At 68.3% G+C, this 15,961-nt stretch carries 15 protein-coding genes; 4 read left to right on the top strand and 11 right to left on the bottom strand.

The features are described from left to right. Window positions 1–6 precede the first annotated feature (6 nt). From BJL86_RS01105 to glf, 4 genes are all read right to left on the bottom strand, one after another. The gene (locus tag BJL86_RS01105) at window positions 7–1,086 is read right to left on the bottom strand and encodes a decaprenyl-phosphate phosphoribosyltransferase (RefSeq protein WP_082908610.1); all 1,080 of its coding nucleotides are present in this window, start codon (window positions 1,084–1,086) and stop codon (window positions 7–9) included. After that, window positions 1,083–1,712, bottom strand: a complete 630-nt coding sequence (locus tag BJL86_RS01100; protein ID WP_067476187.1) for a phosphatase PAP2 family protein — start codon at window positions 1,710–1,712, stop codon at window positions 1,083–1,085. Before BJL86_RS01100 ends, BJL86_RS01105 begins: the two co-directional genes overlap by 4 nt. After that, window positions 1,693–3,795 carry a glycosyltransferase gene (locus tag BJL86_RS01095; RefSeq protein ID WP_082908608.1) on the bottom strand — a complete coding sequence of 701 codons (2,103 nt, stop codon included), beginning with the start codon at window positions 3,793–3,795 and terminating at the stop codon, window positions 1,693–1,695. The genes BJL86_RS01100 and BJL86_RS01095 overlap by 20 nt, the downstream gene beginning before the upstream one ends. A 99-nt stretch (window positions 3,796–3,894) precedes the next feature. Beyond that, window positions 3,895–5,076, bottom strand: a complete 1,182-nt coding sequence (gene glf, locus BJL86_RS01090) for a UDP-galactopyranose mutase (protein WP_067476183.1) — start codon at window positions 5,074–5,076, stop codon at window positions 3,895–3,897. 464 nt (window positions 5,077–5,540) lie between these two features. Here glf and BJL86_RS01085 point away from each other — a divergent pair, with 464 nt between their 5' ends. Then, the gene (locus tag BJL86_RS01085; RefSeq protein ID WP_231887255.1) at window positions 5,541–7,679 is read left to right on the top strand and encodes an N-acetylmuramoyl-L-alanine amidase; all 2,139 of its coding nucleotides are present in this window, start codon (window positions 5,541–5,543) and stop codon (window positions 7,677–7,679) included. A gap of 146 nt (window positions 7,680–7,825) precedes the next feature. Here the strand turns inward: BJL86_RS01085 and BJL86_RS01080 are convergent, their stop codons facing one another. The 4 genes from BJL86_RS01080 to BJL86_RS01065 all read right to left on the bottom strand — a co-directional run bounded on the left by BJL86_RS01080 (window position 7,826) and on the right by BJL86_RS01065 (window position 11,375). Then, a complete protein-coding gene (locus BJL86_RS01080; RefSeq protein ID WP_067476180.1) occupies window positions 7,826–8,677 on the bottom strand; it encodes an HAD family hydrolase in 852 nt (283 codons plus the stop codon). Next, window positions 8,674–9,522: a lysophospholipid acyltransferase family protein gene (locus BJL86_RS01075; RefSeq protein WP_067476178.1), complete on the bottom strand. Its 849-nt coding sequence runs from the start codon at window positions 9,520–9,522 to the stop codon at window positions 8,674–8,676. The genes BJL86_RS01080 and BJL86_RS01075 overlap by 4 nt, the downstream gene beginning before the upstream one ends. 55 nt (window positions 9,523–9,577) lie before the next feature. Beyond that, entirely contained in the window at window positions 9,578–10,840 is a 1,263-nt protein-coding gene (serS, locus tag BJL86_RS01070) for a serine--tRNA ligase (RefSeq protein WP_067476176.1), read from the bottom strand. Between the two features lie 85 nt (window positions 10,841–10,925). After that, entirely contained in the window at window positions 10,926–11,375 is a 450-nt protein-coding gene (locus BJL86_RS01065; protein WP_067476189.1) for an ankyrin repeat domain-containing protein, read from the bottom strand. A gap of 103 nt (window positions 11,376–11,478) precedes the next feature. Between BJL86_RS01065 and BJL86_RS01060 the strand changes: the two genes are divergently transcribed. Together BJL86_RS01060 and BJL86_RS01055 are read left to right on the top strand one after the other, a co-directional pair. Continuing rightward, on the top strand, window positions 11,479–12,786 hold the full coding sequence (locus BJL86_RS01060; protein ID WP_198034334.1) for a septum formation family protein: 1,308 nt from the start codon (window positions 11,479–11,481) through the stop codon (window positions 12,784–12,786). Between the two features lie 9 nt (window positions 12,787–12,795). Continuing rightward, window positions 12,796–13,146 carry a metallopeptidase family protein gene (locus tag BJL86_RS01055; RefSeq protein ID WP_075844760.1) on the top strand — a complete coding sequence of 117 codons (351 nt, stop codon included), beginning with the start codon at window positions 12,796–12,798 and terminating at the stop codon, window positions 13,144–13,146. Between the two features lie 28 nt (window positions 13,147–13,174). On the opposite strand, the gene BJL86_RS01050 is transcribed toward BJL86_RS01055, so the two are convergent. Both BJL86_RS01050 and pheA read right to left on the bottom strand, forming a co-directional pair. Next, on the bottom strand, window positions 13,175–13,867 hold the full coding sequence (locus BJL86_RS01050) for a histidine phosphatase family protein (RefSeq protein WP_075844759.1): 693 nt from the start codon (window positions 13,865–13,867) through the stop codon (window positions 13,175–13,177). 52 nt (window positions 13,868–13,919) lie between these two features. Beyond that, window positions 13,920–14,888, bottom strand: a complete 969-nt coding sequence (pheA, locus tag BJL86_RS01045) for a prephenate dehydratase (RefSeq protein WP_075844758.1) — start codon at window positions 14,886–14,888, stop codon at window positions 13,920–13,922. Between the two features lie 95 nt (window positions 14,889–14,983). Between pheA and BJL86_RS01040 the strand changes: the two genes are divergently transcribed. Continuing rightward, window positions 14,984–15,376, top strand: coding sequence for a VOC family protein (locus BJL86_RS01040; protein WP_075844757.1), 393 nt, complete (start codon window positions 14,984–14,986; stop codon window positions 15,374–15,376). Here BJL86_RS01040 and BJL86_RS01035 read toward each other — a convergent pair. Further along, the gene (locus BJL86_RS01035; protein WP_075844756.1) at window positions 15,373–15,933 is read right to left on the bottom strand and encodes a hypothetical protein; all 561 of its coding nucleotides are present in this window, start codon (window positions 15,931–15,933) and stop codon (window positions 15,373–15,375) included. The two genes, BJL86_RS01040 and BJL86_RS01035, sit on opposite strands and share 4 nt — an antisense overlap. Window positions 15,934–15,961: the final 28 nt, after the last annotated feature.

The raw sequence follows: 15,961 nt of genomic DNA, 5'->3' as shown, positions 1-15,961 counted from the left end.
GGCGGGCTAGAAGAAGGCGGGGATGACGTAGATGCCGACCGCCACCACGGCGATCCAGCCCACGGCGAGGATCTGCAGGACGCGGTCGCTGAAGGCGATCTGCTCCGGCTCGCCGGCCGAACCCGCGTCGACGTCCACGGCGTAGCGCAGTACTGCGACGGTGAACGGGACGATGGACACCTGCAGCCAGATCGCGGCGGCACCCGGCGTGGCCGGATCCGAACCTCGATCGTAGGCCCACAGGGCGTAGCAGAGCACGAGCACCGTAGCCGAGAGCGTCCACACGAAACGCAGGTAGGTCGCGGTGTATCCCTCGAGGGCCTTGCGGATCTTCGCGCCCGTCTTCATGTGGTAGCGCATCTCGGCGTAGCGCTTGCCCGCGGCCATATAGAGCGAACCGAACGCCATGACGAGCAGGAACCACTGCGAGATGTGGACCTCGGCCGCCGCGCCACCAGCGATCGCGCGCAGCAGGAAGCCCGAGGACACGAAGCAGATGTCGAGCACGGGCTGGTGCTTGAGGCCGAAGCAGTACATCAGCTGCAGCACGATATATACGGCCGCGACGATCGCGAGCGAATACGAGGCGAACACCACCGAGACGACGATCGCGCCGATGATGAGCGCCGCCGCCATCGCGTAGGCGAGCCCGACGGGCAGCACCCCCGCCGCGATCGGCCGAAAGCGCTTGGTCGGGTGCTGGCGGTCGGCCTCGACGTCCATCGCGTCGTTGATGAGGTAGATCGACGACGAGGCCATACAGAACACGACGAACGCGATGGCGACCTTGAGCAGCACATCGCTGTCGGTGAGCATCTCGGTGCCCGCGGCCGCGGGAGCGGCGATGACCAGGACATTCTTCACCCACTGCTTCGGGCGCAGCGCCTTGATCATCCCGTCGAGGAGGTTCTTCGGCGGGTGGCCCTTGACGTCGGCGTCCTCGGCCGCGCCCTCGCGTTCGTTCGCGGTGTGCGGCTCGGCCCAGGCGTAGTCGGCCGGCGCAGCGCTGTCCGGGTCGGATTGGATGTCCTTGCCGCCCTTCGGCGCGCTCGTGGCGGTCGCGTCAGCGTCCTTGTTCTCGCTCATCGCGCATCCTTACTCGTGGTCAGTGCGCCGGGCAGGAGACCTGCGGCGGTGGCACGTTCGAACATTTCCGGTGCGAATCGACCCGCCGCCGCAGCCGAGGCCGCCCCGAGGACCGCCCCGCCCATGACGTCGGAGGGGTAGTGCACCCCGAGCGTGAGCCGGCTCGCGAGCATCGCGGGGATCAGCGACGCCGGCACCCAGAATGCCAGCCGCGGGTTGCCCGTCGCCTTGCCTGCGAGCAGCGCGAAGGCCGTCGTGGAGGTGGCGTGCGAGCTCGGGAAGCTCATCTTCGACGGTGTTCCCACGCCGATCTTGATCGCGGGGTGGTGCGGACGCTTGCGCCGGACGATCCGCTTCGCGACGACGGAGGCCGCGTGCGCGCCGAAGGCTCCGACGCCCGCCGTCATCCATTCGGTGCGGCGCTCCGGTTGGAGGGCTGCGCCGGCCGCGGACAGTGCGACCCAGCCCAGCGCGTGCTCGCCGATGTGCGAGAGCGTCGTGGCTATTCCGAGCGATCCAGGGATGGCGCGCAGGCCTGTCTGCAGGCTGGCCAGGATGGCCGCCTCCCCAGTGGGCGGCCCGGATTCCGGCGACCTGCCGGGAGAATCATTGTTCGTCGAAGACACGGCTCCACGCCTCCTTCGAGACAAGATCGGCATGCGCCTCGCGGTAGCGGCGGCGCAGTTCTGGGAATCGGCGGGCCAGCTCGCGATGCATCTGCAGGGTCTCGCGGACCAGCTCGGCGGCCTTCGCGCGGTCGCGTTGGCGGAAGTACACCCCGCGCCCGTCGGCGGAGGTCACCGTCGCGCCGTCGACGCGGCCGAGGCAGTACCAGCGGGCATCGGCCGGTGGGATGTTGATCTGCGGGACCTCGTGGTTGCGCGGATCGTGCGGACGCAGATTATGCGCCATCCCCTTGAGCAGAGCCTTAGCCTTCGCCGGCGCGCTCTTCGGCTCGTCGGTGACGCCCGGGAATCCGGAGGCCTGCGGGAGCTCGGTGGCCGAGCGCAGCTGGACCGCGTCCGGGTACTCCTTACGCAGCGCCTGCACCTTCGGCAGCGCGGCGGGCAGCATCTCCTCGAGAGCCTCGGGGCCGCGGAGGAAGTCGCGGATCGCCTCGGACTGGATGCGCACCGTCGAGTATTCGAGGCACGTCATGTGCTTGAACAACGACTTGTACAGGGTCTTGATGATCGCCTTGATATCGCCGTCGTAATGGAGGGCGGTGACCACGAGACGGTTGCGCAGGTGGAAGTACGCCTGCCAGTCGATCGCGTCGTCCTTATCGGACCAGGCCATGTGCCAAATCGCGATCGAGGGCCACGAGGCGGTCGGGAAACCGTGGGAGGAGGCGCGCAGGCCGTATTCGCTGTCGTCCCATTTGATGAACAGCGGCAGCGGCTGGCCGATCGTGTCGGCGACGACGCGCGGGATGAGGCACATCCACCAGCCGTTGTAGTCGACGTCGATGCGGCGGTGCAGATCGCGCGAGTGGAGGTAGTTGTTCGGCGTCTTGCTCTTCTCCGCGCCCTCGGGGAGGTTCTCGCCGCGGTCGCGAAGCGGGTGATTGAAGAAGTCGTGGTCGTAGTGCGAGTTCGGCGCGTTCTTCCAGATGAAGTCCGAGCGGTCGACGATCTCGCCCATCGTGTGCAGGTGGCTGCGCTCCTGCAGGTTGAGCATTTGTCCGCCGATAAGCATCGGCCGCGCCGAGTACCGCGCGGCGGCGAGCGCACGCAGGATGGAATCGGGCTCGATGACGATGTCGTCATCCATGTAGAGGATGTACGGGCTGTCGGTGCCGCGCTCTGCGTGGCGCGCCTCGTACATGATGCGCGAGTAGCCGCCGGAGCCGCCGAGGTTGCCTTGGCGCACGATGCGCAGGCGGTCCCCGAAATGCTCCTCGACCTCGCCGAAGTCCGGCTCATCGGCCGGGTGCTTATCGCCCTGGTCCGGCATGATCACGGCGTCGATGACGCCGTCGACCTGCGGATCCGAGGCCAGCGCGTGGAGCGCGGCCACCGCGTCGGTCGGCCGGTTGAACGTCGGGATGCCCACGGTGAGCCGCGGCGCGGCCGCCGGCAGCAGGTCGCCCCGGCCGAACTCGGCGCTCTCGCCGGTGACAGGGTTGTCGAGCACGGCGCGCTCGCTGTGGATCTCCTGCGGGCCGGCATCGACGGTCGCGTACCAGCCGGCCGAGTGGATGATGGTGTCCGATTCGCAGGAGATGTCGAACCAAATCCAGCCGCCGTCCTCGAACGGGGCGAGCGAGATGACGAACTCGAGCACCGAGCGACCCTCGGCGCCGGCCTCGGTGGTCTCACCGGTGACCGCGATACGGGCGCCGTCGAGCTTCGAGCGGTACACGTCGACACGCGCGTCGCCTGTGAGCTCGATGCGCAGCAGCACCTCACTCAGCTGCGACCAGCGACGCCAGTACGAGGCGGGTAGCGCATTGAAGTAGGTCTCGAAGCTGATCTCGGTGCGCGCCGGGATCCGAGCGCTCGTGCGGCCGTCCGCGGCGACCCGGTCGGGCGCGGCCGGGTTCTCCACGATGTACAGCGAGCGCACATCCGAAGGCTCCCCACGTTTCGGGAAAATCACCCTCGCCAGGCGGCGCGGATCGAATTCCGTGCTCGCGGGGCTATCCGGGGAGCTGGTGGGTGCGCTCTTCACAGTCTTCGCCGACCTCCGTGAATTCCGTGCTGTCATCGAACCCGAGTCTTTGTGGGGGTCCGCGCCTGTGTATGCCTGTCGATTATCGCCTATGCCGACGCGACGGCAGAACCCCGCCACGCCGCATGCGGCGAGCTAACCCCCGAGCAACGGGGAGACCTTGTTGTCGAACATGCTCAGCGCCGCGCCGATGGCCATGTGCATATCCAGGTACTGGTACGTCCCCAGGCGGCCGCCGAAGAGCACCTTGGCGTTCTCGGTCTCGGCGTCGGCGAGTTCGCGGTAGCGGGTGAGCATCTCGCGGTCGTCCGGGGTGTTGATGGGATAGTACGGCTCATCGTCGCCCTCGGCGAAGCGCGAGTACTCGCGCATGATGACCGTCTTGTCCTTCGGGTAGTTCTTCCGCTCGGGGTGGAAGTGCCGGAACTCGTGAATGCGGGTGTAGTCGAATTCGGCATCGTTGTAGTTCATCACCGGGGTGCCCTGGAAGTCACCGGTCTCGAGTACCTCGGTTTCGAAGTCCAGCGTGCGCCAGCCGAGCTTGCCCTCGGAGTAGTCGAAGTAGCGGTCGAGCGGGCCGGTGTAGACCACGGGCGCGTCGGGGCTGGCCGCGCGTACGGCGTCCCGCACCTCGAACCAGTCGGTGTCGAGCACGACGTCGATCTTCTCGTCGGCGGCCATGTTCTCCAGCCACGCCGTGTAGCCCTCGACGGGAAGACCCTCGTGGGTGTCGTTGAAGTAGCGGTTATTAAAGGTGTAGCGCACCGGCAGGCGCGTGATGTTCTCAGCAGGCAGGTTCTTCGGGTCGGTCTGCCACTGCTTGGCGGTGTAGTCGCGCACGAACGCCTCGTACAGCGGGCGGCCGATCAGCGAGATCGCCTTCTCCTCGAGGTTCGTCGCGTCCTCGGTGGCGATCTCCGCCGACTGCTCGGCGATGAGCTTCTTGGCCTCGTCCGGCGAGTAGTAGCGGCCGAAGAACTGGTTGACCAGGCCGAGCCCCATCGGGAACTGGTATGCCGTGCCCTTATGCATGGCGAATACGCGGTGCTGGTAATCGGTGAAATCGGTGAACTGGTTGACGTACTCCCACACCCGCTCGTTCGAGGTGTGGAACAAGTGCGCGCCGTACTTGTGGATCTCGATGCCGGTCTCCGGCTCCGCCTCCGAGTACGCGTTGCCGCCGATGTGCGGGCGCCGCTCGAGCACGAGGACGCGCTTACCGAGCTGCGTCGCCGCACGCTCGGCCACGGTGAGCCCGAAAAACCCCGACCCGACGACCACCAGGTCGTAGTTTTCCCATTCGCGCTCGTTCGCCATCTAGGCCTCTTTCTACTAGCTCGCCACTTCGTACTCGTTCGCGCGAGGCCGGCAGGCGATCCGCTGCGGCCCGCTATTCGCGCGCCCCCAGCCTAATCGCGGAGGCCGTCATTGCCCGAAGACACTCCCTCCGCGCGCCACGCCGCGCCCCTCGCCTCTCCCCATGTCCCCAAAGTTCACCCACCTTTGGAATTTTCTTTCCCTTTTTCTTTATGACGTCGGACGTGCGCATTTTCCCGCGCCCCGCCGCCATACCCGCAGGTAGTCCGACAATTAACTCAAGCCACATGAATAACTTGGACCACTCTTACATTTTTGTAACTCATAGTTCTCAAGAATTAGTTCTTGGCACGGGAGACATTTTTGATAACAATGGACTCGTCAGTAACACGCGGCGCGCTGCCCTACGTGTGCCCAGACGAGCCCGCCCCGGGCGGTTCGTCACGAGAAGACCTGGAGTTACTTTGCGTATTCGCCGCCCTCAGTACCGTCGCGGTATCACGCGTTCCGGTGCTGCCTCTACGCCCGTAAAGCTGTCCAAGTCCTCTCTCGGCGCAGTCGCCGTTCTCGCCGCTGCGGCCGTCACACCGGTCGCCGCGGTCGGTATCGGCCAGGTCGCCGACGAGGAACCGGCCACCTCCTCCGCCGCGGACACCGGCGTCAACGAGGTCTCCCTCTCGTCCGCGCCGCTCGCCGAGGGCCTCACACAGGACATCGCCGGCGGCGGCGAGCAGGTCCGCGAGGTCTCCTCCGACAAGCCGTTCTCGATGGTCGGCGTCACGTGGAAGGGCGAGCACGACGCGACCGCACGCATCCGCGCGCAGCAGCCCGACGGCAGTTGGGGCGAGTGGTTCGAGGCCGAATCGGTCATCGGCGATCTCGATGCGGGCCAGGACTCCGGCGGCAAGGGTGGCACCGAGCCGGTGTACCTAGGCACCGAGACCACGAAGGTGCAGATCGCGCTCGAGGGCGTCGACCTCGACGAGACCTCGATCGGCGATTCCCCCGAGGCGCTCACCGATGCGCCCGAGACCTCTACCCCGGGCGCGGAGGAAGACATTGCGCGCGAGGAGGACGGCGACGCCGACGCGGCCGACACGGGCACCGCAAACCCCGATGCGCAGGCCGCCGGTGGCGCCATCGCCGACGCACTCGCAGGGCTCATGGGGCCCGAGGGTCAGAACTCCGACGTCAGCAAGCCGGTTGTCGACGACTCCGGCCAGGTGGCCCCGGCCGCCGACGAGACCTCGCTCGACGATCCGGGTGTCGACGCCGTCCTGCTGTCCCCCGACCTCGATTCGCCGACCCCGGCTCCCGATATGGAGATGGGCGAGTACGGCGACGTCGCGAACCCGAAGAAGCCGTCGATCATCTCGCGCTCCGGGTGGGGCGCGAACGAGTCGATGCGCTGCCAGAGCCCGAGCTACGACGATTCGCTCGCCGCGGGCGTCGTGCACCACACGGCCGGCTCGAACAACTACACCAAGGACCAGTCCGCCGGTGTCGTGCGCGGCATCTACGTCTACCACGCACAGAACCTCGGCTGGTGCGACGTCGGCTACAACGTGCTGGTCGACAAGTATGGTCAGGCCTTCGAGGGCCGCGCGGGCGGCCTCGACAAGAACGTCCAGGGCGCTCACGCCGGTGGGTTCAACTCCAACACGTGGGGCATCTCGATGATGGGCGACTTCTCGACCATCAACCCGCCGGACGCGACGATCAACAAGGTCGGCGAGATCCTCGGCTGGCGCCTCGCGCTCGCCGGCATCGACCCGAAGGGTAAGGCGAACCATTACTCCGAGGGCACCTCGTACACGAAGTACCCCCAGGGCACGAAGGTCAACCTGCCCAACATCTTCGCCCACCGTGACGTCGGGCTGACGACCTGCCCGGGCGATGCCGGGTACGCGCAGATGGGCAAGATCCGCGATATCGCCGCGCAGTACGCGAAGTCCGGCGGCGGTTCGGCGCCGAGTTCCTCGAAGTCGACGACCACGAGCAACTCGGGAGGCAACTCCGGGGGCGGCACGTCGACCACGCCCGGCCGTCCCACCTCCGAAAGCGAAGTCCCCACGGGCGATTCCGGTTCGCTGGAGTCCGCGCTCGGCGGCGGCAGCTCGGACCTGAAGAACCTCGACACCAAGGGCGCCGCCGAGCTCGTGGGCAAGCTGCTCATGCGCGGTTCGGAACTCAACCTCGACGGACTCAAGGCGCTCGACCTCGTCGAGACGCTCGGGTCGATCAAGACCGTCGGCAACGCGCTCGTGCAGGCGGGCGGAGATGGCCGCATCGGCAAGCTGTTCGCGGCGCTCGGCGGCGCCGACGGCGTGCTCGGCAAGGCGCTGTCCGGGGTGCAGAAGTACAACGATGTCTCGTACGCCAAGTTCGACGGCGGCGCGATCTACGACTCCGACGCCACCGGCGCCCACGCGGTGCTCGGACGCATCGGTGACGCCTGGGCCGCGCAGGGCTTCGAGCACGGCCCGCTCGGCCTGCCGACCGAGGAAGAGGTCGATGGCGGCGACGGCACCGTCTCGCAGCAGTTCGAGAACGGCCGAGTCGTCTACGACCTCTACTCCGGCACGATCAAGGTCGAGGGCTAACGCTCCCCCGGCGCCTCATTCGGGGGCGCGGTATCAAGTACCCGGATGCACGGTCCAGCGGACCGGGACCCCACCAGGTACCACGCATGTGGTGCCGGGGAAGTGGTGGAGCCCCGGTCCGCTTAGCTTTTCTCTACGGCCGGTCTCTAGAACCAGCGGGATAACACGGACTCGAGACCTGCCTCGTCGCTGGTGAGCGTCGTCTCATCCGCCGCGGCGACGGCGATCGGATGCGCATTGCCCATCGCCACGCCGAGGTCGGCCCACTGCAGCATCTCCACATCGTTGGGCATATCGCCGAACGCGACGGTCCGCGGCGCGGCGCCCGGTTCGCGCCGGAAACGCAGCGCGCCCACCTGCTCGGCGACGCGCGTCAGCGCCGCGGCCTTCGTGACTCCCGGCGGCGCGAACTCGATGAGCCCATTTTCGGTCGAGAACGTCACCTGCGCCAGATGCTCCACCCGGGTTCTGACGGCGGAGGCCATATCGCTGCTCGACATGCCGGGCACCCGGGCGAGCAGCTTGAGCACCGGGCCGGCGATGACCTCGTCGTGCCCGACTTCGACGCTCTCGGGATGGATCCAGGCGTGCCGGTAGTCCGGCGCGGCGATGAACTCGTCGTCGATCGCGTCTCGCCCCATGCGTTCGGCGGCGAGGCCGACGCCGGGCAGCTCGTCGCGGACGATGCGGGCGATCTCCTCCAACGCGTCCGGTTCGAGGAGCCGCGACCACAGCACCTCCCCGGTCGAGGTGTCCATGATCACCGCGCCGTTGGCGCACACCGCGAGCGGCTGCTGGCCGAGATCGCCAAGGATTTCGGGTAGCCACCTGGGCGGCCGCCCGGTCGCAAGGCACAGCGTGGCGCCGGAGTCGACGACCCGCGCGAGAATGCGCCGATGCCCTTCGGGCACCTCGTCGCGAACGTTGAGTAGGGTGCCGTCGATGTCGGTGGCCACGAACACGGGTCGCTCATGGCGAGCGGGTACGTCCTGGGTCAACGAGCCTCTCCGCCGTCATTCCCGGTGGTTGGTCCTGATTGGGAGTCGCCGGACCCGGCGGACTCGCCGCGCTTGTCGCCCAGGCTGCGCTGCTTCTTCTCCATGCGCGCCTGGTGCTCGGCCTCGTCGAGGACGTTGGCCTCCTCCAGCGTCGGAGCGCTGCCGCCGAGGCGGCGCGGCACCCACGAGGCGTCCTGCGGGTACGGGCCGGCAAGCTCGACGTAACGGTCCTGCAAACGCTCGAGGTTGGCCTGCATCGACTCGCGCAGGTTCTCCATGAATTCGGCCGGATCGCCGGTGACGTAGACCGGTTCGGCGGTGTCGATGAGGATCGGCACGCTCGGGCGCACCATGTTCTTCGGCAGGCCCTTGGACCACACGCGCTGCGATCCCCAGATGGTGACCGGCAGGATCGGCACCCCGGCCTCCTGCGCCATGCGGGCGCCGCCGGTCTTGAATCCCTTGATCTCGAAGCTGCGCGAGATCGTCGCCTCCGGAAACACGCCGATGAGCTCGCCGCGGCGCAGCGCCTCGACCGCGGCGGCGTAGGCGTCGCCCCCGCCGGTGCGGTCGACGGGGATGTGACGCAGGTTGCGCATGATCGGCCCGGCGATCTTGTGGTCGAAAACCTCTTTCTTCGCCATGAACCGGATGAAACGCTTGTATTCGCGCGCCGGCACGCCGGCGTAGACGAAGTCCATGTAGCCGGTGTGGTTGATGACGACGACGGCGCCGCCGGTCTTCGGGAAGTTCTTCTCCCCCGTGAGCTCGATGCGCAGGCCCTGTGCGAAGAACATCGCGCGGGCGATACCGATGATCGACTGATATAGAGGTTCGAAGGCCATGCCGATCAGATTACGCGGACGGGCACGAGCGCGAGGGGGTTACCGCCCGGTCCGCTCACTTGACCGGTTCGAGAACGTCCTTGCCGACGAACGGCTGGAGCGCCTCCGGCACCTTGACCGAGCCGTCCGCCTGCTGGTTGTTCTCGAGGATCGCGACGAGCCAGCGTGTGGTGGCGAGGGTGCCGTTGAGGGTCGCGGCCATCTGTGTCTTGCCCGTCTCGTCGCGGTAGCGGACCTGCAATCGGCGAGCCTGAAACGTCGTGCAGTTCGAGGTCGAGGTGAGCTCGCGGTATGTGCCCTGGGTGGGCACCCAGCCCTCGCAGTCGAACTTGCGGGCGGCCGAGGAGCCGAGGTCCCCACCGGCGATATCGATGACCCGGAACGGGATGCCCAGCGCCTGGAGCATCTCCTTTTCCATTCCGAGGAGCGCCTGGTGCTCGGCCTCGGCGTTCTCGGGCGTGGTGTAGGTGAACATCTCGACCTTGTCGAACTGGTGCACGCGGATGATGCCACGGGTGTCCTTGCCGTGCGATCCGGCCTCGCGGCGGAAGCACGAGGACCAGCCGCAGTAGCGCTTGGCGCCACTGGCGAGATCGAGGATCTCGCCCTGGTGGTAGCCGGCGAGCGCGACCTCCGAGGTGCCGACGAGGTACAGATCGTCCGCATCGAGATGATAGATCTCGTCCGAGTGAGCGCCGAGAAAGCCGGTGCCCTGCATGATCTCCGGGCGCACGAGCACCGGCGGAATCATCAACTGGAAACCGTTCGCGGTTGCCTTCTGCGCGGCCAGCTGCAGCATCCCGAGCTGCAGCAATGCGCCGTAGCCGGTGAGGAAGTAAAAGCGCGCGCCGGACACCTTCGCGCCGCGCTCCATATCGATCAACCCGAGCGATTCGCCGAGCTCGAGGTGGTCCTTCGGCTCGAAATCGAACTGCCGCGGCTCGCCGACGCGCTCGATCTCGACGAAGTCGTCCTCACCGCCGGCGGGGACGGCGTCGGCGACGATGTTGGAGATCGCGCGCTGGAGCTCCGCGATCTGCGCGTCCGCGGACTTCTCGGTCTCCTCGGCGTCCTTGACCTTCGTCTTGAGCGCGGTGGCCTCTTCGAGCAGCGCCGGGCGCTCCTCGGCCGAAGCCTGACCGACCTTCTTGCCCATCGCCTTCTGTTCCGAGCGCGCCGTGTCCGCGGCGGAGACTGCCTCGCGACGGCGGGCGTCCGCTTCGAGCAGCTGGTCGACCAGCTCCGGGTCCTCTCCGCGGGTGCGTTGCGAGGCACGGACGACGTCGGGATTTTCGCGCAGGAATTTGAGATCGATCACTCGCCCAGCTTAACGGACGGCGCCGCGCTTCGAGCGCGGTGCTACCGCCGCTGCGGACTGCCGCTCCGGGCTGCGGCGGTTGCGGCTATCCGCGGCCGAAGAGCTCGAGGAACGCTTCCTTCTCGAACATCGCCGCCGCCTCGACGGCGGTGGGCTGTCCCTTATGCGGGCTCGCACCCGCCTCGAACAGCGCCTTGACGATTTCTCCGTAACCCTTGAACACCGCCCCGGCGAGTGGGGTCTGACCGCGGTCGTTGAGCTTGTTCACGTCCACGCCACGGTCGAGCAGCATCTGCACGGTCTCGAGATTGCCGTTATAGGCGGCAAGCATGAGGAACGCGTCGCCTCGCTCGTTGGTCAGCTCGGGGCTCACACCAGCATCGATATAGCCTGCGAGCTGGACTGTGTCGCCCTCGCGGGCCATATCGAACAAGCGGGCGGCGAACTCGAGAACCTCGTCGCTCACGCCGGGCTTGGGTTCGCGCGGGAGGTCCCCTCCACCTCCGGCGGGGTTCGTGTGTGCCTGTTCGGTCATGTGTTCAGGGTAGACGACATTCGGCGCCTCCGAGAGCGCAATACTCCCCGCGTCTGGGCGAGTGTGGTCCTCCGGCGTCGTTTCCTGGGGCACAATGGTGAAGGTGAGCACGTCATCTGATTCCGAGAAGCCCGCCGGCTCCGCGGCAGGGCGAGCACACTCGCGCCGCGCGAAGAAGCCCAAGCCCCGAGGCGCGGCCGCCCTCGCGCGAACGCGCGGCGCCGTCATGGGATCGGTTGTTGCACTCGCCATCGGTGGCGCTGCGGCGGGCACCGGCATCGGCATGGTCATGAACGACCCGGATTCGGAGGCCGCCGGCCCCGTCAACGCGATCGCGCCCCAGGTCAATCCGCGGACGATCACCGGCGAGGCGTTCGCGCTCGCAGCGTCGGGCGACTGCCTCAACTGGACGAGTTCCGTGCGCGGCCAGCCCACCGACATCGTCTCGACCACATGCGAGGAGCCGCACCGCTTCGAGGTCGCCGACCGCATCGACCTCACCGAGGCCACCCCGGACGACGCCTACCCGGAGGGCCAGCGCCGGGTCGATCTCGCAGGCGAACTGTGCGCCCCCGCGATCGACCGCTTCGTCGGCGACCGCCCCCTCGACCCCGAGGGCCGGTTCGCCCGAGCACTCATCCCACCCTCCGCGGAGGGCTGGGAGGCCGGCGACCGCTCCGCGCTGTGCGGAATCGCCGCCAAGGAACTCGACGGTTCGTCCGCGGAAATCAACCAGCCCTTCGCGGTAGCGGACCAGCACCGCCTGTGGGAGCCGGGAACGTGCATCGGCATCAACGATCAGCGCACCCCGACCGGCAAGGTGGAGTGCACCGAGGATCACGCCTTCGAGGTGGTCGCGAACGTCGACATCAGCGGGCTGTTCCCCGAGGGGGAATTCCCACCGGAGCCCGCAGACCAGACCGCCATCTCCGCCGATGCCTGCTACAACGCGGCAGTCGAGTACATGGGTGACGTCGAGGCGCTGCGCCGGACAACGCTCGTTCCGGCGCAGGTCATGCCGATCTCGCAGCTGAGCTGGGCGACGGGCAGCCGCACCGTCAACTGCGCGCTCATGCGTGTCGCGGATCCGGGCCCCTTCGCGGTGCTCCGCGGCTCCGTGCGCGATGGCGTCACCATCGAGGGCGAGGCGCCTGTCGTCCCCACGACGACCGAGGTCCCCTCGCCGGGGGACGCACCACAGCCCGGTACGTCTGACGGCGGAGCCGGCGCTGCTCCCGCCCCCGCAGCCCCGGCGGGCGATGCGGGTGGTGGCGCCGGCGCCGACGCCGGCGGTGGACAGGGCACGCAGCAGGGCGAGGTCCCGGTGGCCGGCGCGGAGCAGCCTGCCGCCGAGGACCCGGGTGCCGGCGAGATCCCGAACGTCTTCGGCGTGCCGGGCGGCGGCAACTAGGTCCGCGCGATGGGAATTCGCGTCTCGGAAGAGCGCTTCGAGGAACTCGTGGGAGACGGTCTGGACCTCATCCCCGACGACCTTTGGCGCGCCATGAACAACGTCGTCGTGCTCATCGAGCCGCGCAACGAAGAGGAGCCGACGATCCTCGGGCTGTACGAGGGTGTCGCACTCACCGAGCGCGACACCACCTATTCGGGATATCTACCCGACCGGATCTTTATCTACCGCGACGCCCTGTGCGACGTGTGCGACTCGGAGGAACAGCTCGCCCACGAGGTCACGGTGACGGTGATTCACGAGGTCGCGCACCATTTCGGCATCGACGACGAGACTTTGCACGAGCGCGGCTGGGGGTAACCGTGCGGGATAGCCGCGCGCGGGCGATTCAGGCCTGCGGGGTGGTGCCGGCCCAGTCGTCGCATGCCCAGGACGCGGCGCCGCCGAGCTCCCCGTCGCCTGCAGGGATAAGCCCGATGATGCCGCAATTCGGCACCGCGTGGGACGCGGAGAAATCGCCGTCGATCGCACCGAGCAGGCCCGCCGTCACACGAATCAACGTGCCGTGGATGACAAGCACCGCGTCCCGCCCCTGGGAAACGTGCTCGCGGTAGAGCTTCTCGATCTGAGGGAAGACGCGTGCGCGAACGTCCTCGCCGGACTCGCCGCCCGGCAGCGCGGAGGCCAGATCGCTGCCGCGCATCCACGCATGCGTGTACGAGCGGTAGGTCGCGAGCGCGTCCGGATCGCCGCGCTTTTCGAGTTCGCCGGCCTGTACCTCGAACGCGCCAGGAACCTCGACCGCTTCGACGCCGAGCGCACCGGAGATGATCTGCGCCGTGTTCTTCGCCCGCTCGGCCTGCGAGTGGTACACGGCCGTCGCGGTCGAGCCGAGCCCGATGAGCTGCTCGCCGGCAACACCCGCCTGCTCACGCCCCTTCGCGTTGAGCGGCTGCCCGGGCACCTCCGTGTCGAGGAGGCCGAGCGGGTTGGACGGAAATTCCCCATGCCGCACCAGATACAGGTGCGGGGTGTGCTCGGCGGGCCCGGCGGGCTGTGGGGATGCGTTGTCCGACGTCATAGGGGACGGTCCTTTCCGAGGAGCGGTGTGCGAGGTCGAGTGAGTGCGGGCTTTAGCCGCGTCCGGTGGCCATCGCGCGCGTCCACGCGTAGCCCTCGGTGCGGTCGGGTGGGCTGCTCGCGGCGGCGCGATCGGCGGGCGGGGCCTCGGCGTCGCCGTGGGCGTCCACGGGCCACGAACCGAGGAAGCGCAGCCGCGAGGTGCGGTGGTGCAACGCGGCGAGCGCCTCGGCGACCATCGGATCGTCTATGTGCCCGACGAGGTCGATGTGGAAGAAGTAGGTAAACCTGTCCACGCGGGTGGGCCTGGACTCGATGCGCGAGAGGTTGATCCCGCGAATCGACAGCTCGGTGAGCGCCTGGACCAGCGAGTTCGGCTCGTGGCGCACACCGAACACGACCGAGGTGCGATCGTTGCCCGTCGGCGCGGGCGGCGCGGTGGGGTTTCCGACGAGTACGAAACGCGTGCGCGCACCGGACACGTCGGCGATACCCGAGGCGAGCGCGTCGAGGCCGAGGATCTCGCCCGCGCGCGCGGGCGCCGCCGCCGCATCCGCCTCCCCTGCCGCGACCTCTTCCGCGCCCGCGGCGGTCGAGGACGTCGTGTTGATCTGCGCGTTCGGCAGGTTCTCCTGCACCCAGCTGCGGACCTGTGCCGCGGCGATCGGGTGGGTGGACAGAGTCCTGACGTCGGACGGCGCGGTCCCCGGGCGCACGAGGATCGCGAAGGCGATGTCGAGTTCCGTCTCCGCAAGAATCTGCAGGCGCGTCCCGGTGGCGAGGGCGTCCGCGGTCGGGCTCACGGTGCCGTCGACGGAATTCTCGAACGGCACGCACGCGAAATCGGCGCGCCCCTCGCGCACGGCGGCGAGCGCCTGCGTCGGTGTGTCGCACGGAAGCGTCTGCGGGGCGGTGTCCGGTGCGCCGCCGTCGCCCGCGGCGATGCGGCCGCGGTCCACGAGCTGCTGAAGGGCGGCATCGGTGAACGTGCCGGCGGGGCCGAGGAAAGCGACGGTACTCACGCAACCCAGGGTAATGATCGCCCGGCCGGCGCGCGCGATCCCGCCGGATCGCCCTACGGTGGTAACCACGGCCCACAAGCGAATCGAGGTTCACCGTGCGCATCAACATCACGTCCGTAATGGTCGACGACCAGTCCAAGGCCCGCGAGTTCTACACCGAGAAGCTCGGCTTCCGCATCAAGCACGACGTCGAGGTCGGTGAGGGCGCGTTCTGGCTCACCCTCGTCAGCCCCGAGAACCCCGGCGGCACCGAGCTGCTCCTTGAGCCGCTGGGCCACCCGGCGGCGAAGACCTTCCAGCAGGCGCTGTACGGCGATGGCATCCCGCTCACCCAGTTCGCCGTCGACGACGTTCAGGCAGAGTTCGACCGGCTCTCCGGCCTCGGCGTGCGCTTCACCATGGAGCCGACGACGATCGAGGGGTCCACCCTCGCCGTGTTCGACGACACCTGCGGCAACCTCATCCAGATCATCGAGCAGAAGGCCTAGCGCAACTCCCCTTCGGAGGGGAACGTCGCCGCGATGTCGGCGAGGCGCTCCGACGGAACGCCGATCACGGTGATCACGTCGCGAATCGTCTCTCGCGCCGAACGTCCGAGCCCGGCGATGAACGCGCGGCGCTCGGCGTCCGGCCCCCTGCTACCCCCACCGCATTCGGTCCAGTGCGCCTGCACGTCCTCCCCGATGATCGCGGCCACCGCCGCCGAAATCAGCGTCCACACCTGCTCGGCGGTCTCCGCCCGCGGCTGCAGGCCGGGCCCGAATCCGACGCCGCCGTGCGCTGCGGCGATGAGCAGGTCGGCGGCGTCGTGCGCGGAACGCTCCCACAGGTCGATCGCCACACCGCCGCCCGCGGCCAGCGCGGCCGAGACGGTTTCGGGGGTCGGGCCTTCGAACTCCTCCGCCGCCGGGATCGACCAGCGTTTCGCGATCTGCCCGGCGTCATCGGTTGGCAGGTGTGCGGCGCTGCCGGTGGGCACGAGCAGGTCCTCGAAGAGGTCGGGACGCGCGGCGGGGCGGAACAGTAATTCGAGGTCGACGGCCATGGGGAGCATTCTCGCACCGCCGTCCGGG

Origin of the sequence: Dietzia timorensis (assembly GCF_001659785.1) — a bacterium.
In the GTDB taxonomy this organism is placed as follows: domain Bacteria; phylum Actinomycetota; class Actinomycetes; order Mycobacteriales; family Mycobacteriaceae; genus Dietzia; species Dietzia timorensis.
Note: the sequence above shows the minus strand (reverse complement) of the source record. Positions and strands in the feature narration are given on the sequence as shown.